We start from the raw sequence: 19,524 nt of genomic DNA, 5'->3' as shown, positions 1-19,524 counted from the left end.
AGGCCCATGTCTACCTTCTCCGCGCCCGACGGCACCCGACTCGCCTACCACGTACTCGGAGGCGAAGCGGACCCCGAGCGGCGCACGGGTCCGGCCGGCGCCGCCCCCGTGGTCTGTCTGCCCGGCGGCCCCATGCAGGCCTCCGCGTACCTCGGCGACCTCGGCGGCCTGAGCGCGCACCGCCCGCTGGCCATGCTGGACCTCCGGGGCACCGGCGCCTCCGAGGTGCCGCGGGACACCGCCTCGTACCGCTGCGACCGCCTCGTCGACGACGTGGAGGCGCTGCGCGAGCACCTGGGCCTCGACACGATGGACCTGCTCGCGCACTCCGGCGGTACGAACCTCGCCGTGCTCTACGCCGCCCGCCACCCCGAACGCGTCGCGAGGCTCGCGCTGATCACGCCCAGCGTGCTGGCCGTCGGCATCACGGTCACCGGTGAGGTACGGCGGCAGACGGCGCTGCTGCGCCGGGACGAGCCGTGGTTCCCGACGGCGTTCGCGGCCCTGGAGGCGGTCGTGGCCGGGCGGGCGACCGCCGAGTCCTGGCAGGCCATGACGCCGTTCTCCTACGGCCGCTGGGACGGGACCGCGCGGGCCCACCGGGCGGCCGAGGACGAGCAGCGCAACGACGAGGCCGCGGCGGCCTTCGGCGGCGAGGGCGCCTACGACCCCGAGAGCACCCGCGCCGCGCTCGCCCGCTTCGCATCACCGGTGCTGGTGCTCGCCGGGGAGGCCGACCTGAACTCACCGCCGCCCGCCATGGCCGAGGTCGCCGCCCTCTTCCCGCACGCCGAGCTCGTCGTGCAGCCCGGCGCCGCCCACTTCCCGTGGCTGGACGACCCCGCACGGTTCACGGCGGCCACCGCAGCCTTCCTCGCCTGAGCCGCGGGGGGCGCCGCGGACCTGTCGGGTCCGCGGCGCCCTGCGGGGTCTCACCAGATCCGCACGCGCTCCGCCGGGTCCAGCCACAGGCCGTCGCCCTCCACCGTGCCGAACGCCTCGTGGAACTCGTCGAGGTTGCGGACGATGTTGGCGCGGAACTCCGGCGGCGAGTGCGGGTCGATCGTGAGGTACTGCTGCTCCTGCTCCTTGCGGCGCATGGTCCGCCAGCAGTACGCCCAGTTTTTGAAGAGCCGCTGCGAGCCGGTCATGCCGTCGCTCTCGGGCATCGGCGCCCCGTCGAGCGAGATGAGGTACGCGGTGTGCCCGATGGTCAGGCCGCCGAGGTCGCCGATGTTCTCGCCGACCGTCAGCGAGCCGTTGACGAACTCGCCGGGGAGGTTGCGGGGCGAGAAGCCGTCGTACTGCTTGACCAGCGCCTTCGACTTGGCCTCGAACGCGGCCTTGTCGGCGGCCGTCCACCAGTCGTTGAGGTTGCCCGCGCCGTCGTACTGCGCGCCCTGGTCGTCGAAGCCGTGGCCGATCTCGTGGCCGATGACCGCGCCGATGCCGCCGTAGTTCTCCGCCGGGTCGGCGTCGGGCGAGAAGAACGGCTTCTGCAGGATGCCCGCGGGGAAGCAGATCTCGTTGGTGCCCGGGTTGTAGTACGCGTTGACCGTCTGCGGCAGCATGAACCACTCGTCGCGGTCGACCGGCGAACCGATCTTGGCGAGCTGCCGGTCCGACTCGAACGCGGCCGCCGCCTGAGCGTTGCCGAGCAGGTCGTCGGCGCTGACCTGGAGCGCCGAGTAGTCACGGAAGGTGTCGGGGTAGCCGATCTTGGGGCGGAAGGTGGCGAGCTTCTCGTACGCCCGTTCCTTCGTCTCGTCGGTCATCCAGTCCAGGCGGGCGATCGACTGGCGGTAGGCCTCCAGGAGGTTGGCGACGAGGTCGTCCATGATCGCCTTGGACGACGGCGGGAAGTGCCGCGCGACGTACTCCTTGCCGACGGCCTCGCCGATGGCGCCCTCGACGAAGGCCACGGCCCGCTTCCAGCGGGCGCGCAGCTCGGGGGTGCCGTTCAGGGTGCGGCCGTAGAACTCGAAGTTGTTCCGCACGAATTCGTCGGTGAGGTACGGCGAGCAGGCGCGGAGCACCCGCGTCAGCGCCCAGTCCCGCCACTGCTCGATCGGCGTCCCGGCGAGGACCGTGGAGAGATGCGCGAGATAGGACGGCTGGCGTACGCACGTCTCGGCGATCGTGGCCTCCGAGCCGCCGAGCCCCTCGACGTAGCCGCGCCAGTCGAACTCGGGTGCCAGGGCCAGGAGTTCGTCCAGCGTCGTGAGGTTGTAGGTCTTCAGTACGTCGCGGGTCTCGGCGCGCTCCCAGTGGCCGGCGGCGAGCCGCGTCTCCAGCGCGAGCACGGTCTTCGCGGCGGCCTCGGGGGCGGCGTGCCCGCCGAGCGCGAGGAGGCGGGTGAGGTGGGCGACGTACTTCTCGCGGATCTCGGCGAACTTCTCGTCGCGGTAGTACGACTCGTCGGGCAGGCCGAGGCCGCCCTGGAGGATGTTGAAGAGGTAGCGGTCGGAGTCGCGGTCGTCGGAATCGATGTACGAGCCGAAGAGCCCCGAGCCGCCGATACGCTCGAAGCGGCCGAGGAAGGCGGCCAGCTCGCGCACGTCCCGCAGCCCGGCGACCTCGTCGATCAGGGGCTGTGCGGGGGTGAGCCCGCGGGCGGCGATGGTCTCCTCGTCCATGAACGAGGCGTACAGCGCGGCGATCTTCCGGGCGTCCTCGGACGGGGCGCCCGAGGCCTCCGCCGCCAGTTCCTGGATGATCTCCTTGACCTGCTCCTCGGCCGTGTCGGCCAGCTGCACGAAGGGGCCCCAGCTGGAGCGGTCCTCGGGGATCTTCTCGGTGTCCAGCCAGCGGCCGTTCACGTGTCCGAACAGGTCGTCCTGCGGGCGGATCTCGGGGTTCATGCCCGGGCGGGCGTCATCCAGAATGCTCATCCACGCACCCTATGCGAGCCGTCGCCCGCGGGCGAAGGCCCGGAGTCAACGCGTGGCAGCGCGCCGCCAACTCGCGTGCAAACCATCCCAATAGGAGCGATAAAGTATCGCGTCAACCTCCGCACATCTGTCACACCAGGAGAGCTTCCGTGACCGCAGCCATCGCCCCGTCCGAGACCGCCGCTCCCGAGGCCACCGCCTCCGAGGCGGGCCCGGCCGCCGACCCGGCCCCGGCCGTCGACGTGGCGTGCCTGGTGGCCGAGGACGCCCGCGCCTTCGGGGCCTACGCGCGCACCGGCGGCTGGGCCTTCGGCCTGAGGGTCGCCCGCAGCGTGCGCCCGGGCGGGCAGGGCGCGGGTGAGACGCCGAAGATCTCGGCCAAGGAGTTCGCCGAGCTCGCGGGCTGCTCGGCCGACCGCGTCATGCGGTACTACAAGGCGTGGGACAAGGCCGCCGACGACGGCATGGTGCCGCACTTCGAGGCGCTCGCTCCCGGCATGGACGTGGAGCTGCCCGACGCCGACGTGTGGCTGACGTACTACACCTCCCGCTCCAGCGCCCTGACCCCGCGCGGCAACGCCATCACGGAGGCCGCCGAGGCCGAGGGCATCCGCCCGACCAAGGCCCTGGAGGTCGCGGAGAACCCGACCGCGCTGCGTGCGGCGATCCTCGCCGACCCCGGCACCGCGGAGGCCGCGAGGAAGGCGCTGATGGACCGCCTCGGGGAGGACCCGGCGCTCCGAACCGAGCTGGTCCGCGACATCGTCCGCGCCGACGACCTCAAGAAGGCCGTGGCCGCCGAGGCCAAGGCGGGCGACCGCGTCGGCTATGTCCGCCAGATCGTGGAGAAGGGCCAGGTCAAAACCCCCGCGGGCCAGCTGATCGAGGCCCCCGCCGAGCTGCGCGAGGAGGCCGAGCGGCACCTGTCCCTCATCGACGAGCTGGACGACGGCGAGGAGTCCGGCGAGTGGGCGCGTGAGGCGTACGACACGGTGCGCGACCTGGTCGCGCAGACCGTCCAGAGCGACCCGGAGCTGCGCGTGCAGGAGCGGCGCGCGAAGTTCTACAGCAGCCTGCAGAAGGCGACGAAGGTCTTCGAGGAGCTGACGTTCGACGACATCCAGAACGCCGAGGACATCCAGGACATCTACGAGGACGACATGGTGCGCCGCCTCGAAGACCTCCAGCAGGCCATCGGCGCGTGCATCTCGGCCCTCCAGGCGGCGACCGCGCCGCGGGAACCGAGCGCTTCCTGAGGGAGGGCCGCGGAGGCGGGCGTCAGTGCGGCGGCGCGGGCGTGATGCGGATGCCGACCGTGCCCTTCAGCCCGCGCCGTAGCCTGCTGCCGAGCAGCGTGAGGAAGCCGATCACCCCGTACTTGCGGGCGATGAGGCGGCGGTAGCGCGCGGTGACCTCGGGCGGGCAGATCTCAGCGGTGGCGGGCACCTGCTTGCCCGTCGGATTGCCTCGCAGGTCACACGGGCCGACCATGACGTCCGCGCGCCGGCGGATGCGCTTCACCTTCCAGGAGTCCCCGGCGGTCCAGATCCCGAGGGCGTCGCCGTCCGGGACGACCCAGACGGGGCTCGGCACGAGGGTGCCGTCCTTTCGGTAACTGCTGACCAGCAGGTACTTTCCGGCGCCGAGCCGTGCCCAGGGAGTGTCGTCCATGCCGGGGAGTCTAAGCCGCGCGGGGCGCGGGCGACGTAACCGCTTATGGTGGTTACATGCCATCGCCCGCGGCCCCCGGCATCCTGATGCGCGCCCACAGCGGCGCCACGTACCGCTTCGACCCGGGCGCGCTCTGCCTGGAGCTGCTGACCACCAAAGGCCCCGGCGCGTCCCGCCGCCACGAGACGCTGCACGCCCCCGAGGACCTGGCCGCCTGGGCCGGGCGTTCGCGGCTGACGCCGACGCCCGTCCTGGAGGTGTCCGCGGCTGACGTGGCGCACGCGCGGCGGCTGCGGGACGCGCTGTTCCGGTTGACGAGGGCCCGGGCCGAGGGCGGGAGCGCCGCCCCGGCCGACCTCGGCACCGTCAACGAAGCGGCGGCCCGTCCGCCGCTGGTCCCCGCCGTCGGACCGGACGGCGAGCGCCGCTGGGCGCGGGGCTGCGACGGGCCGGGGCTGCTCTCCACCGTCGCGCGGGACGCCGTCGAACTGCTGACGGGGCCGTTCGCGCACCGCGTCCGCGTCTGCGCGTCCGACAACTGCCACCTGATCTACGTCGACACCTCCCGCCCCGGCCGCCGCCGCTGGTGCTCGATGGAGCACTGCGGCAACCTCCACAAGGTACGGACGCTCCGCGCGCGCCGCGCCGCGGACGAGCGGGACGGATGAGTCCCCCGTCGGCAGCCGGGCGTGTCAGGTCCGCCTGTGGCCCGCCGTCATCATCAGCGTGCTGGGCCGCACCGTCGCCCTCGCCACCGGGCGGACGCTCTGGCCGGGCACCGTCTCCAGCCGCCAGTCGCGGGTCAGCGTCGCGATCGCCGTGGCGATCTCCGTCATCGCGAAGTGGTCGCCGATGCACTTGTGCTTGCCCGCGCCGAAGGGCAGGAAGGCGCCGTTGGACAGGACGGCCTTCTGCGTCTCGTCCAGCCGGCGGCCGGGGTCGAAGCGCAGCGGGTCGGGGAAGAGGCCCGGGTCGCGGTGGAGAGCGTGCTGGCAGTACGCCAGTTCCGTGTCCGCCGGGATCTCCTGGTCGCCGAGGCGGATCGGGGCGAGGGTGCGCCGGGTGACGAGCCAGCCGGTGTGGTGCAGGCGCAGCGCCTCGGTGATGACGTCGCGGAGGTAGGGGAGCTGCGGGATGTCCTCGAAGGTGACCGGGCGGTCCGCGAGTACCTCGTCCAGTTCGGCCTGGAGGCGCTGGTCGACCTCGGGGTTGCGGGCGAGTTCGTAGAGGATCCAGGAGAGGACCGATGCCGTGGTCTCCGTGCCCGCGACCGCCAACGTGAGGACCTCCGAGCAGATCTGGTGCCCCGTCAGCGGCTCGCCCGTCTCCTCGTCCTCGGCCCGCATCAGCATCGAGAGCATGTCGCCCGTGTCGTGGCCGGAGGTGCGCAGTTGCGTGACCGCGTCGCCGATGATGGCGCGCACCGCCGCCCGGGAGGCGTTGAAGCGGCGGTTGGCGGGCAGCGGCAGCCGCTCCACCCAGTCGGGGAGCATGATGCGCGCGCCGACGCCGTTCATCACCACGGACAGATCGCGGCGCAGCCGCAGGAAGGCCTGTTCGTCGAGGCTGGAGGCGAAGACGGTGGCGGCGAGCATGTCGAGGGAGAGTTTGACCATGACCTCGCGGACGTCGAGGGCCTGGCCCGGGGTCCAGGAGGCGGCGGTGCGGGTCGCCTGCTCGCGCATGAGGTCGACGTAGCGGGCGATCTCGGTGTGCCGGAAGGCGGGCTGGAGCTGGCGCCGTTTGCGCACGTGGTCGGCGCCCGCGGCGGTCACCACGCTGTCGCCGCCGAGGACTTGGCCCATCTTCTCGAAGAAGCGCCCCTTGTCGAGGCCGGGCGCGAGGTCGACGAGCACCTGCCGGATCAGGGCCGGGTCGTTGACGACGATCGTCGGTCTGCCGGGCTGGAGATGGATCCGTACGAGGGGCCCTTGGTCGCGCAGGGAGGCGATGAAGGCGAGGTTGTCGCGGAGCAGGGGTATCGCGTGGCCGAGGAGCGGCAGCGAGCCCGGGGCGGTGGGTATGCCGGTGGTGGCGGGGGCGGGGGAAGAGGGCGCGATGGACACGGTGAGTCAGCTGCTCCTGTGACGGTAGGGACGATTCCGCTTATCACTTCCCCTCCGTCTTCGCGAGCAACCTTGCCATCTTCAAGCAGGTCACGGCAGTTGACTTGATCACAGCATAGATCGTTTGGCGTCCGGGCAGCTTGGTAGCGCAGTTGATCATTGAACAGGCCATGTATCTGCGCGCGGGCCGGGGGACCTTGCGCGCGTCGCCCGAGGAGTACGTGAATATGCCGCAGGACGTTCGTTTCGAGATCCCCTTCAGCACCCCGGTCAGCGAACACCTCGACGTCGCGCGGGAGCAACACCTGCGGTGGGTCAGGGAGATGGGCCTGATACGCAGCGAAGGCGGTTTCGAGGAGTACGAGAGCTGGGATCTGCCCCAGGCGGCGATACGCACGTATCCGTACGCCTCGGCCGAGGACATGGTCGTCCTGATGAACTGGTTCTCGCTCGCCTTCCTCTTCGACGACCAGTTCGACGCGGCGCGGCCCGACCGGGCGGACCGGATAGCGGAGGTGTCGCGCGAGCTCGTCGCCACGCCTCTGCGGCCGGTCGGCAGCCGGCCACGGGTCGTCTGCCCCATCACGGTGGCGTGGGCGCAGGTCTGGGAGCAGTTGGCCGACGGCATGTCACCGGCCTGGCGCACCCGGTTCGCCGCGTCCTGGGGGCGGTTCCTGGTCGCGCACTCCGAGGAGGTCGACCTGGCGGCCCGCGGCGGGCGGCTCCGCCTGGCCGAGTACACGGCGTTCCGGCGGCGTACCGTGGGCATCCACCACAGCATCGACGCGGGTGAGCGCAGCCGCCGCTTCGAGGTTCCCGTGCAGGCGCAGGCGCATCCGCTGATGGTCGCCCTGCGGGACGCCGCCGCGGACACCATCGGCTTCATGAACGACATCCACTCGTTCGAGCGCGAGAAGCGCCGGGGCGACGGGCACAACCTCATCACCGTCCTTCAGCAGGAGCGCGGCTACGGCTGGGAGGAGGCCGCCGCCGAGGCGATACGGATGACCGAGGAGCGGCTCGCCGACTATCTGCGCCTGGAGTCCGAAGTACCGGCGATGTGCGAGGAGTTGCGGCTCGGCGTGGACGAGCGGGCCCGGGTGCGGATGGGCGTGGAGGCCATCCAGCACTGGATCAACGGCAACTACGAGTGGGCGCTGGTGACGGGCCGCTACGCCGCCGTCAAGAACACCCCGGCGGCAGCCGCGGAGGAGCGGGGGCGCGGGTCGCTCGATGACCTGCTGACTGTGTGAGGCGGGGCGGGCCCTGCGGGGGCTGAGGCGGGTCCGGAGGCGGCTGGGGGCGGAACGCGCGCACCGGCTGGTGCGCGCGTTCCGCCTCCCAGGCCGACGACGGCTCAGGCCCCCTGCGGCGTGAACTCGACCGGCAGGCGGTCGAGGCGGCTTTCCCAGGTGGAGGCCGTGGAGGTCAGTTCGTCGGGCGCGGTCGCGAGGCGCAGGCCGTGCAGGCGGTGCAGCAGCACGTCGACGGCCGTCTCGATGATGGCCTGGCCCACGCCCTGCCCCGGGCACTCGTGCGAACCGCCGCTGAACGCGAGGTGCGCCTTGTTGCCGTGCAGCGTCGTGGAGGCGTCGGGCCTGATCTCCGGGTCGAGGTTGCCCGCGGCGAGGCCGAGGACGAGCAGGTCACCCGCCTTGATCCGGCGGCCGCCGAGTTCCAGGTCGGCCGTGGCGAAGCGCCCCGGGCAGACGGAGAGCGGCGGGGTGTTCCACATGACCTCCTCCACGACCGCCGAGATGTTGAGCTGCCCGCTCACCAGGCCGGTCATGTGGGAGGGGTGTGTGAGCACCAGTTGCAGGACCCTGGCCAGCAGGTTGCTGGTGGTGGTGTGGGCGGCGATCAGCACCAGGCGCAGATGGCTGAGGATCTCGCCGTCGTCCAGGCCCGCCTCGTGGCTCAGGAGCCCGGTGGTGAAGTCCGAGCCGGGCTCGGCCCGCTTGCGCTCGGCGAGTTCGCCGAGGATCGACATGATCCGGTCGTTGTGCGCGACGGCTTCCTCGCCACCCTTGATGACCTGGGCGCAGGAGTGGGCCAGTCGGCGCCCCTCCCCCTCGGCGAGGCCGAAGAGGCGGGTCAGGACGAGCATCGGCAGGTACTCCGCGTACTGCTCCACCAGGTCGGCGCTGCCCGCCGCCACGAACGCGTCGATCTGCTTGTTCGCGAAGCGGGTGACGTGCCGCCTGATGCCGCGGCCCGCCGCGGCCTGGAGGTTGTCGGTGACGGCCGCGCGCAGCCTGCGGTGCGGTTCGCCCTCCTGGGAGACGCAGTCCGGGCGCCAGCCCACCATCTGCATCAGCGGGGACGAGTCCTCGACCCGGCCCTCCTTCCAGTCCCGCCAGATCCGCGAGTCGCGGGTGAACTGGCGGGGGTTCTCCAGGACCCGCCGGTTCTCCCGGTAGCCGAGGACCAGCCAGGCGGGCACATCCCCTTCGAGCAGGACGGGCGCCACCGAGCCGTGCTCCGCGCGCAGCCGCGCGTAGATGCCGTGCGGGTCGCCCGCGGCCTCGGGCCCGTAGAGGCGGGTGAGCGTGTCCGTGTCGCCGTGCCGGACCGGGCAGCCTCCGCCGCCGGTCCCGGGTGTTCCGGCGTCGTCGAGAGGGGCGTTCATCGGGACTCCAGGACGGCGGCGGAGCGTTCCTTGAGGTGGCGGATGAGAGCGATGAGGACATCGCGGCTGGACGCCTTGTCACGGGCGTCGCAGGTGACGACCGGGGTGTGCGGCGGGATGTCCAAGGCCTCCCGTATCTCCTCGACGGGGTGCTCCTTGGAGTCGGGGAAGACGTTCAGGGCGATGACGAAGGGGACGTCCTGGCGCTCCATCTCCTCGATCGCCCGGAAGCTGGACGCGAGGCGCCGCGTGTCGACGAGGACGACCGCGCCCAGGGCCCCCTTGAAGAGGCCGTTCCACAGGAACCAGAAGCGCTCCTGTCCAGGCGTGCCGAACAGGTACAGCACCAGCTGCTCGTTCAGGCCGATGCGGCCGAAGTCGAGGCTGACCGTGGTCTCCTGCTTGTCCGCGACCCCGATCAGGTGGTCGACGTCGATGCTGGCCTGGGTCAGGGTCTCCTCGGTGGTGAGCGGCCTGATGTCGCTCACCGAGCGGACCATGGTCGTCTTTCCGGTGCCGAAGCCACCGGCGATCATCACTTTGACCGAGCGGCTCTCGGCGGCCAGTGCGCCCGACGACGGCTGGTCGGAGCGGTCAAAGCCTTTCAAGTCCACTGAGTACCTCCTCAAGGAGCGCGAGGTCCGGCCCGTGGCCGGAGGGGGAAGAAACCGGGATGGGGTCACGGGCCTCCACCCGTCCCGCCTCCAGCAGGTCGGTCACCAGCACCGCGAGAATGTTGAACGGCAGTCCGAGGTGGGCGCCCAGCTCGGCGACCGACAGCGGATCGCGGCACCGGCGCACGATCTCCTCGTGCTCGTGCTGCATGTCCGTCAGGGGCGCGGTGCGGGAGTCGCGGGTGATGACGAGCGTCGCCACGTCGAGCCCGGCGGCGGCCCCGCCCGGTCCGCTGCGCCCGCCCGTGAGGACGTAGTAGCGCTCGAGACCGGACGGGTCCCCCGGCCGGTGGGGGCCACTCATCCAGGCTGCTCCTCCCGGCGCGGACTGGTGCCGAGAAGCTCACCCATCCGCCGGGCCAGGTCCCTCATCTGGTGGCCGAGCAGTCCCTGGTCGAGCCCTTCCTTGGCGAGGACTCCGAGGTACGTCTCCACACCCGCGCGCACCACGAAGAGATGCCCGCCGTCGACCTCGATCATCGCGAGGCGCAACTGGCCGCCGTACTTGGGGAACTGGGCGGCCACCGGCTGGGCGAGCGCCTGGAGCCCCGCGACCACCGCGGCGAACCGGTCCACGTCGTCCGGGTCCTCTGCGCCGTAGGACGTGATGGCCTTGCCGTCGCTGGAGGCCACCAGCGCGAAGCGGATCTCCTGGATGGACTCCGTCAGGTCACGGAGCGCCCAGCTCACGTCGGTCTCGTGTTGCGTCATCGCTGGTCGCTCTCTTCGGTGCGGGGCTCTTCGGTCTCTCGTCCGGCGGTGGCGAACGCCGCGAGGCCGGCGAAGGACGTGTCCGGCGGCACGGCGGGCGGAGCCGCGGCCGCCACCGGGGCGCCGACCGCGGCCGGGGAGTCCCCGCGCGGCTTGCTCCTGCGCCGCTTCGGCAGGCCACCGGCGGTGGTCTCGGCGTCGGGGGCGGCGCCGGCCGTGAGGGCCGGTGCCTCGGGCGACCGCGGGTCGGCGTGTGCCTCGGCCCGGGGGGCGGGGACCGAGGGCCGGTCGGGGGCCACGGTGGCCGGGAGCTGGCTGAAGTACTTGTGCGGTACGACCACGACGACGGAGGTGCCGAGCCAGGGCGAGTCGGCGAAGGTGACCCTGATGCCGTACTTGCGGCCGAGGGTGCCGACGACGCGCAGGCCGAGGTGGGCGTCCTCCGAGAGCCCGCCGAGCCCCGGGCCCGCGGCGACGCCCTCGAGGGAGTCGAGCGCCAGCTGCTTCTTCTCCTCGCTCAGGCCCTTGCCCGCGTCCTGGATCTCGATGCCGACGCCGTTCGGGACCTCCTTGCCCGAGACGATCACGGGCTCGGTGGGCGGCGAGTAACGGGCCGCGTTGTCCAGGAGGTGGGCGAAGATCAGCGTGAGGTGGTCCACGAGGCCGCCGTCGACGCCGAGTTCGGGCAGTCGGCGCACCTGGACGCGGTCGAAGTCCTTGATGCGGCCGATGCCGCCGCGGACCACGCTGAGCAGGCGCTGCGGCTCCTGCCACTGCCGCCCGGGGCGGTCCGTGCCGCCGAGTACGCCGATGCTGGCGGCCAGGCAGTCGGCGGGGCCGATCGCCTGGTCGAGTTCCATGAGGCCCTGGGCGACGGCGGGAGAGCGGCCGTGCTCGCCCTGCATCTCGTGGAGCCGGCCGCGGATCTTGCCGGTGAGGACGTGCAGGCGGCTGCCGATGCTGATGACGGCCTGTTCGGCGGAGGTGCTGCGGTTGAACTCCTCCTCGACGGCGATCAGTCCGGTCCGCAGGACCTTGCGCAGCTCCAAGCGGAACTCGGGCGAGACGTCGGTCTCGCCGGCCAGATCCGGCAGTACGTCGTCGATGGCGTCACCGGCGCGCAGGCCCTCCAGGGCCTCGGGCAGGAAATCGTCACCGAGGCGGGCGAGCAGTTCCCGCTGGCGGTCGACCCGCCGCTGCCAGGTCTTGGTCTCCTCGGCCAGGCGGGCCTCCAGGGCGGCGCGCTGGGTGGCGTACTCGTGCTCAAGGGAGGCCACGTGGTTCTGCCACTGCCGGGAGTGGCTCATCTGTGCCGCCTGGATCTGCTCGGCGGCCCGGCGCAGCTCACCGCGCGAGCGCAGCAGGAGCCGTACACAGAAAGTGGCGGCGGCGCTCATGCCGAGTCCGACCAGGACCACGGGTATGCGGGCCTCGTCGGGCCCGGCCACCGCGGCGGCGAAGGTGCCCGCGCCTAAGCCGAGCGGCAACAGCCACCAGGCGCGCCAGGCCTTGGACTCTCGGGCCGCCGCCGGTGGCGGAGTGGCTAGTTCCATCTGCATCCTCAAACCAACGCGCTCGAACGGGAGACAACCGGAAACGGAATGCCGCACAGGGCGGCGACACGGCAGGGTGCGGCGGAGCGCCATCGCGTCAACACGCCGCGCCACAACGGAGCTTATAGGGTCACAGGCGATGTGGATCAACCTGGCCCGGTCTCGCCTACGGACCAGTAGTGATCTTCAAGTCAAGATCATCCAGACGGCTGGTGTTCGAGTGTTCCCTGCTGTACGCGGCCTTCGCCCCGCACACCGCGACTCCCCCGGTAACCTGCGCATCGGGGTGGCGGGACGCCACCGGAAAGGTCATTGATGAGCCGTCAGGAAGCGGGCAGCGGCGCCGCGGCCGGCCCTGCGCGGGAGACGGCGGGCGGCAGCCGGAGCGAGGCCGGTGGCGCGGAGCGCGAGGAAGGCGGCGCCGCGCGGCAAGCGGGGGCCGAGCGGCTGCGCCCGGTCGACCTGGCGCGTGCGGCGGGGGTCTCCACGCAGCAGATCCGGAATTACGCGGACGCGGGGATCCTGCCGCCCGCACCGCGCTCCCCCGCCGGGTACCGCACGTTCGACGACAGCCACCGGCAGGCCCTGCTCACCTACCGGGCCCTGGTCCGCGGACACGGTCCCGGCACCGCCCGGGCGGTCATGCGGGCGGTGCACGAGGGGGACGTACCGCAGGCGCTCGCGCTCATCGACGCGGGGCACGCCGCGCTGCACGAGCAGCGGCGCTCCCTGCGGGCGACGGGTCGGGCCCTGGAGGCCGTCGCCGAGGAGGGGCCCGGCGCCCCCGCCCTGCCGCGCTCGCGGCTGCGCATCGGTGAGGTGGCCGCCCATCTGGGCGTGCGCGCCTCCGCCCTGCGGGTGTGGGAGTCGGCCGGGCTGCTCACTCCCTCACGCGATCCGGGCACGCACTACCGCTCGTACCTGCCGGCCGATGTGCGCGACGCCCGCGTGGTGCACCTGCTGCGGCAGAGCCACTACCTCTTCGCGCAGATCCGGCCCGTCCTCGACGACCTGCGCCGCAGTGGCGGCGTCGTGGCGCTCCGGGCGGCCCTGGCCCAGCGGGAGACCGTGCTGAACGCGCGGACGCGGGCGATGCTGGAGGGCGCGGGCCGTCTGCACCACTACCTCGATTCCACGCCCCGGGGCCCGTACAGCGCGGACTCCGCCCCGGACAGCAGCGCCCAGTAGCGGTCGCCGTACGGCCAACGCCACCACTCCATGGGTGGGGCAGCCGACCAGGCTGCTCGGCGTACTCCTCGAACACGGGCACGGCGGCCACTCCGGGGTCGGACACTTCCTCAGGGGCGCACGTCCTCCAGCGCTTCGGCGAGCGCGGCGTAGAAGCGGGCGTGTTCCCGTGCGCTGGGCGGCAGTTCGGGGTTCCAGGGCAGCGTGCGGATGCCGGGCCCGAGGGCGTCGCCGAGCCGGGCCGCGTTGGACCGTACGTCGGTGAGCACCAGGTCGGGCTCCAGTGCGGCCGCCTCGGCCCAGCCGGTCGTGGACCAGTTGGCGCCCTGCCCGGACTCGGGGTCCACGAGGCCGACACCGAGTCCGGTCAGCGCGGCGAGGTCGGGCCAGGCGTAGGGCCTCGCCAGGTGGACGGAGTCGGGCCCCGCCGGCGAGAGGGCGAGCACCCGCGGCCGTACGGCACCGGTCGCCACGTCGCTCAACCGGCTTTCGGCGGCGTGGAGTTCGGCCTCCGCGTCAGCCTGCTCACGTGCCCCCAGGCTGCGCGCGAGGGCGGTGAGGCGGCCCCTGATCCCGGCGAGGCTACGGCCGCGGCCTACGTCCAGCACGGCGAGCGGCACCCGCTCCTCCAGGTACTTGGCGGCCTCCGGATCGATGCCGTAGACCTGACCGCCGCCGTAGGTGAGCGCGACGACCAGGTCGGGCGCCGCGGCGAGAAGCGCGTCCAGGTCGAGCGCGGAGCCCGCTCCGAAGTAGGTGACGTCGGCGAGCGGCAGGCTGCCCGACTTGGCCGGATCCGGTAGGGCGGGGTCGTCGTGCGCGGAGCCGAAGACGCCGGCGGGGCGTATGCCGTGGTCGTGCAGCGCGGCGGCCGTCGGCAGGTAGGCGACCAGCCTGGCCGGGCGGCGTGGGGCCCTCACCAGGTGGTCCCGGTCGTCAGTGAACTCCCAGTCCTGGGCGGTGCGGTGTGCCATGATGTCCGACTCCTCCTGGTCCGGTGTCGCGGCGCGGCCCTCCCCTGCCGTGGCCCGTTCCGCCGCCTGCGTGTGCCGCCGTGGCCGTCCGGTGCTTCCTGCCCTGGCGCGCACCGGCGTACACGGCGAGGGGCGCGCGAGCCCGCCTCGGACCGATGCACTCGTCAGGCCCGCGCCGCGCGCTCCACCGAAGGCGCCGGCCGGCTGCCATCGGGAGCCGAATCAGCTGCGTCCGGTGAGTCCGCGGGGGCCGCTGAGCCCGTTGAGTCCGTCGAACCCCTTGGCCCTGCCGGGCGGGACGCCGCCTGGCCCGCCGCCACCGCCAGCACTCCGGCCACCCGCAACGCCGCGAGGACGACCGCACCCGTACGGAACCCCCGGGCCCCTCCCCCGCCGAGGCCGTACGCGAGGGACGCGACCGCCGGGCCCACCGTGAACGCCAGGGTGCGGACCGTCGCCGCCACGCCACCACCCGTGCCGATCATGCCCGCCGGGGTGGCGGCCAGCATCGCCGTGTTGTTGGGGGCGCCGAACACGCCCTGCCCGAAGCCGATGAGCGCGAGCCGCCGGGCCAGGTCCGCGAGACCCGAGTGCGCGTCGAGGGTCAGGGTCGAGAGCAGCCCGGCGAGGGTGAGGGCGCCGCCGGCCCCGGCGAGCAGATGCGGCGCGTACCGTTCCGTCAGGCGGCCGCTGAGCGACGAGCCCGCGGCGACCCCGCTCACCAGGAAGATCATGGCGAGGCCCATCAGATCGGCGCCCGCGTGCAGGACCTCGGCGACGAAGAACGGCAGCAGGAAGAGCGAGAGTCCGACGGAAGTACCCGCCAACTGCAAGGAGAGCAGCGGCAGTCCGGACGCGGGCCGCTTCACGCCTCTGTCGGATGACCGGGGTGGGCTCCGCCGGTCGTCCTAGTCCCTGCGCAGGTAGTGAACCCGGTCGTGCGACAGAGGCGCGGACGGGGGCGGGCTCCGTAGCTTCGTCGGTGCCGGAAAGCACACCACCGACCGAGGAGCGGACATGACCGCAGACATGAGCCATGGCAGTGAGAGCCGACGCGGCGAGCGCCTGAAGGTGGCCGTCATCGTCGCCAGTACCCGTGAGGGCCGCTTCGCGCCCACCGTCGCCCGCTGGTTCACCGAGCTGGTCTCCCGGCGCGACGACCTGGACGTGGACGTGATCGATCTGGCCGAGGCGCGACTGCCGGACGGGCTCTCCGAGCAGCGCGGACCGGAGGTCGCCGGGATCACACCGCGGCTCGACGCGGCCGACGCGTTCGTGGTCGTCACGCCGGAGTACAACCACAGCTTCCCCGCGACGCTGAAGACAGCCATCGACTGGCATTACGCCGAGTGGCGCGCGAAGCCGGTGGGCTTCGTCAGCTACGGCGGGATGGCCGGTGGCCTGCGCGCCGTCGAACAGCTGCGGCAGGTCTTCGCGGAGCTGCACGCGGTGACGGTGCGCGACACCGTCAGCTTCCACGGTGTGTGGAGCTGCTTCGACGAGTCCGGCGAGTTGTCCGACCCGACGGGGCCGGAGTCCGCCGCCAAGACGATGCTCGACCAGCTCGCCTGGTGGGGCCACACCCTGCGCGACGGCAAGACCGTCCGCCCCTACGCGGCCTGACCCGCGCCTCCTGCCTGCACCTCTTTTCCCCTTTTCTCTTTTCCCATATTTCCCATACTGGAGTTGACCGTCATGCACGCCGTACGTCTGCACGCCTTCGGGCCCGCCGAGAACCTCGCGTACGAGGAGGTGCCCGAGCCGGTGCCGGGGCCCGGCCAAGTGCGGATCGCCGTCGGGGCCGCCGGGGTCCATCTCCTTGACACGGCGCTGCGCAAGGGCGCTGCCGATCGACTCCCCTTCCCGCTCCCCGAGTTGCCGCTGATCGTGGGGCGTGAGGTCGCGGGCACGGTCGACGCGGTGGGCGAAGGGGTGGCGGAGTCCTGGGTCGGGCGGCGGGTAGCCGCGCATCTGGGGCTGGCCAACGCCGGGTACGCCGAGTTCGCCGTACGGGAGGTCGAGGCGCTGCATCCCCTGCCGGACAAGGTCGCCTTCGACACCGCCGTCGCGATGGTGGGCACCGGGCGCACCGCCCTGGCGATCGAGCACCTGGCCGAGTTCACGGCGGACGACGTGGTGCTGGTGACAGCCGCGGCGGGCGGCGTGGGGACGCTCCTCGTGCAGGCCGCGAGGAACGCGGGCGCGACGGTGGTGGGAGCGGCCGGCGGCGCGGAGAAGGTGGAACGGGTGCGGGCCCTCGGCGCCGACGTGGCCGTGGACTACGACGACCCGAAGTGGCCGGAGGTGGTCCGGGACGCGCTGCGGGGGCGTGAGGTCACGGTGGCGCTCGACGGGGTGGGCGGCAGGGCGGGGCGGGACGCGCTCGAACTGCTCGGTTTCGGCGGTCGGCTGCTGCTGTTCGGCTGGTCGGCCGGGTCGGTCACCGAGCTGAGCGCGCAGGATCTGTTCGACCGGTCGCTCCAGGTGACGGTCGCGCTCGGGCCGCGGCTGCTGAAGGTGCCCGGCGGGCTGCGGGCCGCGCAGGACCGGGCCATCGCCGAAGCCGCGGCCGGGCGCCTTGTGCCCGCGGTGACGCGCTTCCCGCTGCGGGACGCGGCGGCGGCGCACCGGGCGCTGGAGAGCCGCGCGACGATCGGCAAGGTCGTCCTGATCCCGTGAGGGCGTGACCACCCTTCCCCCCTCAACCTCGCCGCCTCACCGGGCGTCCCCTGTCGCAACGTACAAAGGAGCCACCATGAAGATGATCGCCGCCGCGCTGTCCGCCTACGGTCCGCCCGAGGTGCTGCGGCCGACCGAGCTCGCCGTGCCCGAGCCGGGGCCGGGCGAGGTGCGGATACGGGTCAGGGCCGCCGGGGTGCAGCCCTTCGACCTCGGGGTGCGGGAGGGCCGGGTGCCGCCGGGCGTCGAGCCGGGCTTCCCTGTGGTGCCCGGCAATGAGTTCGCGGGGGTCGTGGACCGGATCGGCGAGGGCGTGCCCGACTTCGCGCCCGGCGACGAGGTGCTCGGCTACGGCCTGCTCGGCGGGTACGCGCAGTACGTCGCGGTCCCCGCCGAGCAGCTGGTGCACAAGCCGGCCGCGATGCCGTGGACGGTCGCCGGCGGCTTCTCCGGCAACGGTCAGGGTGCTCATCTGGCCCTCTCCCAGGTGCGTGTGAAGCCCGGCGACACCGTCCTGATCGGCGCGGCGGCCGGTGCGCTCGGCACGTTCTCCGTGCAGCTGGCGCGGGCGTGGGGCGCCACGACCGTCATCGGCACGGCGAGCGAGCGCAACCACGACTACCTCCGGTCGCTCGGAGCGGTCCCGGTGACGTACGGGGAGGGGCTCGTGGACCGGATCCGTGCCGTCGCACCCGACGGCGTCGACGCGGCGCTCGACGCGGCCGGCGCGGAGGGGCTGCGCGCCGCCGTGGCGGTGGCCAAGGACCGTGACCGCGTGGTGACGATGGTCGCCACGGAGGAGGCGGCGCGCCTCGGCCTGCCGGACTGGGGCGGCACCCGGTCCGCCGCGCGCCTGGCCGAGCTGACCGCGCTGTACGAGAAGGGCGCGGTGGACGTGCGGCTGCGCGCGACGTTCCCGCTGGAGCGGGCGGCGGACGCGCACCGTCTCGTGGCCACCGGGCACGGGCGGGGCAAGGTCGTCCTCACCGTGGACTGATCCCGCGCCGCTCGAACGTAGCGTCTGGTCCATGGGGTTGTACGGGAGGAAAGACGAACTCGGCGTCATCGACCGGGTTCTCCAGGGGGGCGCGGCAGGGCCGCAACGCGGCGCTCGTCGTGCGTGGCGAGGCCGGGACCGGCAAGTCCGAGCTGTTGGCGCACGCGGTCGCCGCGGCCCGTGCCGAGGGGCTGCGGGTGTCGCGGGCCACCGGGACGGAGTCGGGGAGCGAGCTGCCCTTCGCGGGGCTGCACCTGCTGCTCGGCCGGGCGGCCGACCGTGTGGGGAGCTGCCCGAGCGGCAGGCGCGGGCGCTCGCGGGCGCGCTTGGGCCGCCGCGCGCACCGGAGCCACCGACCGCGCGGCGGAGGCCCTCGCGCGCTACGAGACCTGGGCCGAACCACCGACCATGCCTGGACCGAGGCCCTCGCGCTGCGCTGCCGGGCGCTGCTCGCCCCCGAGGAGCGGGCCGGTGAGCTGTACGGACGCGCGGTGCGCCGCCACGGCCTGTTCCTTCGCCCAGGCCCGGTAGCCCTCGGCGGAGCCGGGCGGGCGCGGCAGATCCCCCGACCGCGCCTCTTCCGCGGCGAAGCGCTGGAACGCGGCCCAGTCATCGGGCTCGATGCCCCGCAGGCGTACGCATTCACCTGTCCAGCCGCCGCCCCCGCGCCTCACCTCCGCAGCCAATGGCCCGCCCCGTCCAGCCAGGCGGCGAAGAGGCCCTCGTCGCCCAGGACTTCGATGCCGTCGGCGGCAGTCGGGGAGCGGCGCTGGTAGAGGAGGAGCAGGAGGTCGGTGAGAGGGCCGCGCACGGCCGTGCCCGCCTTCTGGTGGATGTGGCGCACGGTGATGGGCGCCTCGGCCAGGTCGATGAACCACTCCCCCGCGCCTTCCGGCGCATCGGTGGCGTGGAAGTGAAGGCTGCGGCCGGGGCCGAGCAGCGCCCGGTATTCGGCCTGCGACGGGTAGGCCTGCGGCAGCGTGCTGAACTCCAGCCACTCGTCGAGGCCGTCGAGCGCGACATCGGCGTCCAGGGTGTAGGTACCGCCGACCGCGGCGGCCGCGTCGAAGCGGTGCACGACCGTCTCGTACGTCATGCGCCGCGCCCAGAACAGCGGCGTGCCGCCCGGGGCCGGCGTCCACACCGTGACGTCCGGGCCCGCCTCGCGCAGCGTCTCCACGAGCCGGGCGGTGCTGTCCGTGAGCCGGGCGGCCAGCGTGGCGATGTCGTCGTCCGCGCCGGGCGTGACGTCGTCGACGCCATGGTCGGGGACGGGCCCGGTGGCCCGCGTCCGCACGACGGTCTCGGCCCAGCCATGCGTGCCGCCGACGTGACGCAGCAGGTGGGCGAGGGTCCATCCGGGGCAGCCCGGCACGGGCGCGGCGGCGTCGGCGCCGTCGAGGGCCGCGACCAACTGGGCGGTCTGGTCGGTGATCCGTGTGACATAGCGGTCGTACACCGCACGGAGGTTCGGACGCGTCATGCCGCCAC

General features: G+C 73.0%; 20 protein-coding genes. 8 read left to right on the top strand and 12 right to left on the bottom strand.

The window, feature by feature from the left end; genetic code table 11:
* The first annotated feature begins 6 nt into the window (after positions 1-6).
* Positions 7-882: an alpha/beta fold hydrolase gene (locus tag ACF062_RS25925; protein WP_392141655.1), complete on the top strand. Its 876-nt coding sequence runs from the start codon at positions 7-9 to the stop codon at positions 880-882.
* Positions 883-932: 50 nt separating this feature from the next.
* On the opposite strand, the gene ACF062_RS25920 is transcribed toward ACF062_RS25925, so the two are convergent.
* Positions 933-2,891, bottom strand: a complete 1,959-nt coding sequence (locus tag ACF062_RS25920; RefSeq protein WP_392141653.1) for a M13 family metallopeptidase — start codon at positions 2,889-2,891, stop codon at positions 933-935.
* Between the two features lie 149 nt (positions 2,892-3,040).
* Between ACF062_RS25920 and ACF062_RS25915 the strand changes: the two genes are divergently transcribed.
* Positions 3,041-4,147 carry a hypothetical protein gene (locus ACF062_RS25915; protein ID WP_392141651.1) on the top strand — a complete coding sequence of 369 codons (1,107 nt, stop codon included), beginning with the start codon at positions 3,041-3,043 and terminating at the stop codon, positions 4,145-4,147.
* Positions 4,148-4,169: 22 nt separating this feature from the next.
* Here ACF062_RS25915 and ACF062_RS25910 read toward each other — a convergent pair whose 3' ends face one another.
* On the bottom strand, positions 4,170-4,562 hold the full coding sequence (locus tag ACF062_RS25910; RefSeq protein ID WP_392141649.1) for a PPOX class F420-dependent oxidoreductase: 393 nt from the start codon (positions 4,560-4,562) through the stop codon (positions 4,170-4,172).
* Positions 4,563-4,618: 56 nt separating this feature from the next.
* On the opposite strand from ACF062_RS25910, the gene ACF062_RS25905 reads away from it, so the two are divergent.
* The gene (locus ACF062_RS25905; RefSeq protein WP_392141647.1) at positions 4,619-5,230 is read left to right on the top strand and encodes a CGNR zinc finger domain-containing protein; all 612 of its coding nucleotides are present in this window, start codon (positions 4,619-4,621) and stop codon (positions 5,228-5,230) included.
* A gap of 24 nt (positions 5,231-5,254) precedes the next feature.
* Here the strand turns inward: ACF062_RS25905 and ACF062_RS25900 are convergent, their stop codons facing one another.
* The gene (locus tag ACF062_RS25900; RefSeq protein WP_392141645.1) at positions 5,255-6,628 is read right to left on the bottom strand and encodes a cytochrome P450; all 1,374 of its coding nucleotides are present in this window, start codon (positions 6,626-6,628) and stop codon (positions 5,255-5,257) included.
* Between the two features lie 227 nt (positions 6,629-6,855).
* Between ACF062_RS25900 and ACF062_RS25895 the strand changes: the two genes are divergently transcribed.
* On the top strand, positions 6,856-7,881 hold the full coding sequence (locus ACF062_RS25895) for a 7-epi-alpha-eudesmol synthase (protein ID WP_392141643.1): 1,026 nt from the start codon (positions 6,856-6,858) through the stop codon (positions 7,879-7,881).
* A gap of 104 nt (positions 7,882-7,985) precedes the next feature.
* Here the strand turns inward: ACF062_RS25895 and ACF062_RS25890 are convergent, their stop codons facing one another.
* The 5 genes from ACF062_RS25890 to ACF062_RS25870 are packed head-to-tail and all read right to left on the bottom strand — an operon-like array spanning position 7,986 to position 12,195.
* Positions 7,986-9,257 (bottom strand): cytochrome P450, encoded by a 1,272-nt coding sequence (locus ACF062_RS25890; RefSeq protein WP_392141641.1) that lies wholly within the window; start codon positions 9,255-9,257, stop codon positions 7,986-7,988.
* Positions 9,254-9,871, bottom strand: a complete 618-nt coding sequence (locus ACF062_RS25885) for an ATP/GTP-binding protein (protein ID WP_392141640.1) — start codon at positions 9,869-9,871, stop codon at positions 9,254-9,256. The genes ACF062_RS25890 and ACF062_RS25885 overlap by 4 nt, the downstream gene beginning before the upstream one ends.
* Entirely contained in the window at positions 9,852-10,235 is a 384-nt protein-coding gene (locus tag ACF062_RS25880) for a DUF742 domain-containing protein (RefSeq protein ID WP_392141639.1), read from the bottom strand. Before ACF062_RS25880 ends, ACF062_RS25885 begins: the two co-directional genes overlap by 20 nt.
* Complete coding sequence (locus ACF062_RS25875) at positions 10,232-10,642, bottom strand: roadblock/LC7 domain-containing protein (protein ID WP_359771001.1); 411 nt, start codon at positions 10,640-10,642, stop codon at positions 10,232-10,234. The genes ACF062_RS25880 and ACF062_RS25875 overlap by 4 nt, the downstream gene beginning before the upstream one ends.
* Positions 10,639-12,195 carry an ATP-binding protein gene (locus tag ACF062_RS25870; RefSeq protein WP_392141637.1) on the bottom strand — a complete coding sequence of 519 codons (1,557 nt, stop codon included), beginning with the start codon at positions 12,193-12,195 and terminating at the stop codon, positions 10,639-10,641. The genes ACF062_RS25875 and ACF062_RS25870 overlap by 4 nt, the downstream gene beginning before the upstream one ends.
* A 315-nt stretch (positions 12,196-12,510) precedes the next feature.
* Here ACF062_RS25870 and ACF062_RS25865 point away from each other — a divergent pair, with 315 nt between their 5' ends.
* Complete coding sequence (locus tag ACF062_RS25865; RefSeq protein ID WP_392141635.1) at positions 12,511-13,383, top strand: MerR family transcriptional regulator; 873 nt, start codon at positions 12,511-12,513, stop codon at positions 13,381-13,383.
* 110 nt (positions 13,384-13,493) lie between these two features.
* Here the strand turns inward: ACF062_RS25865 and ACF062_RS25860 are convergent, their stop codons facing one another.
* Both ACF062_RS25860 and ACF062_RS25855 read right to left on the bottom strand, forming a co-directional pair.
* Positions 13,494-14,357, bottom strand: a complete 864-nt coding sequence (locus tag ACF062_RS25860; protein WP_392141633.1) for an ABC transporter substrate-binding protein — start codon at positions 14,355-14,357, stop codon at positions 13,494-13,496.
* A 164-nt stretch (positions 14,358-14,521) separates the two neighbouring features.
* The gene (locus ACF062_RS25855; RefSeq protein WP_392141631.1) at positions 14,522-15,226 is read right to left on the bottom strand and encodes an MFS transporter; all 705 of its coding nucleotides are present in this window, start codon (positions 15,224-15,226) and stop codon (positions 14,522-14,524) included.
* A 148-nt stretch (positions 15,227-15,374) separates the two neighbouring features.
* Between ACF062_RS25855 and ACF062_RS25850 the strand changes: the two genes are divergently transcribed.
* The 3 genes from ACF062_RS25850 to ACF062_RS25840 all read left to right on the top strand — a co-directional run bounded on the left by ACF062_RS25850 (position 15,375) and on the right by ACF062_RS25840 (position 18,033).
* Complete coding sequence (locus tag ACF062_RS25850) at positions 15,375-15,980, top strand: NADPH-dependent FMN reductase (RefSeq protein ID WP_392141629.1); 606 nt, start codon at positions 15,375-15,377, stop codon at positions 15,978-15,980.
* Positions 15,981-16,052: 72 nt separating this feature from the next.
* Positions 16,053-17,036, top strand: coding sequence for a zinc-binding dehydrogenase (locus tag ACF062_RS25845; protein WP_392141627.1), 984 nt, complete (start codon positions 16,053-16,055; stop codon positions 17,034-17,036).
* Positions 17,037-17,112: 76 nt separating this feature from the next.
* On the top strand, positions 17,113-18,033 hold the full coding sequence (locus tag ACF062_RS25840; protein WP_392141625.1) for an NADP-dependent oxidoreductase: 921 nt from the start codon (positions 17,113-17,115) through the stop codon (positions 18,031-18,033).
* Positions 18,034-18,413: 380 nt separating this feature from the next.
* On the opposite strand, the gene ACF062_RS25835 is transcribed toward ACF062_RS25840, so the two are convergent.
* Together ACF062_RS25835 and ACF062_RS25830 are read right to left on the bottom strand one after the other, a co-directional pair.
* Positions 18,414-18,707, bottom strand: a complete 294-nt coding sequence (locus ACF062_RS25835; RefSeq protein ID WP_392141623.1) for a hypothetical protein — start codon at positions 18,705-18,707, stop codon at positions 18,414-18,416.
* On the bottom strand, positions 18,704-19,516 hold the full coding sequence (locus tag ACF062_RS25830; protein WP_392141621.1) for a maleylpyruvate isomerase family mycothiol-dependent enzyme: 813 nt from the start codon (positions 19,514-19,516) through the stop codon (positions 18,704-18,706). Before ACF062_RS25830 ends, ACF062_RS25835 begins: the two co-directional genes overlap by 4 nt.
* Between the last annotated feature and the right edge of the window lie 8 nt (positions 19,517-19,524).

The organism is Streptomyces sp. NPDC015345, assembly GCF_043078805.1.
GTDB lineage: Bacteria > Actinomycetota > Actinomycetes > Streptomycetales > Streptomycetaceae > Streptomyces.
Note: the sequence above shows the minus strand (reverse complement) of the source record. Positions and strands in the feature narration are given on the sequence as shown.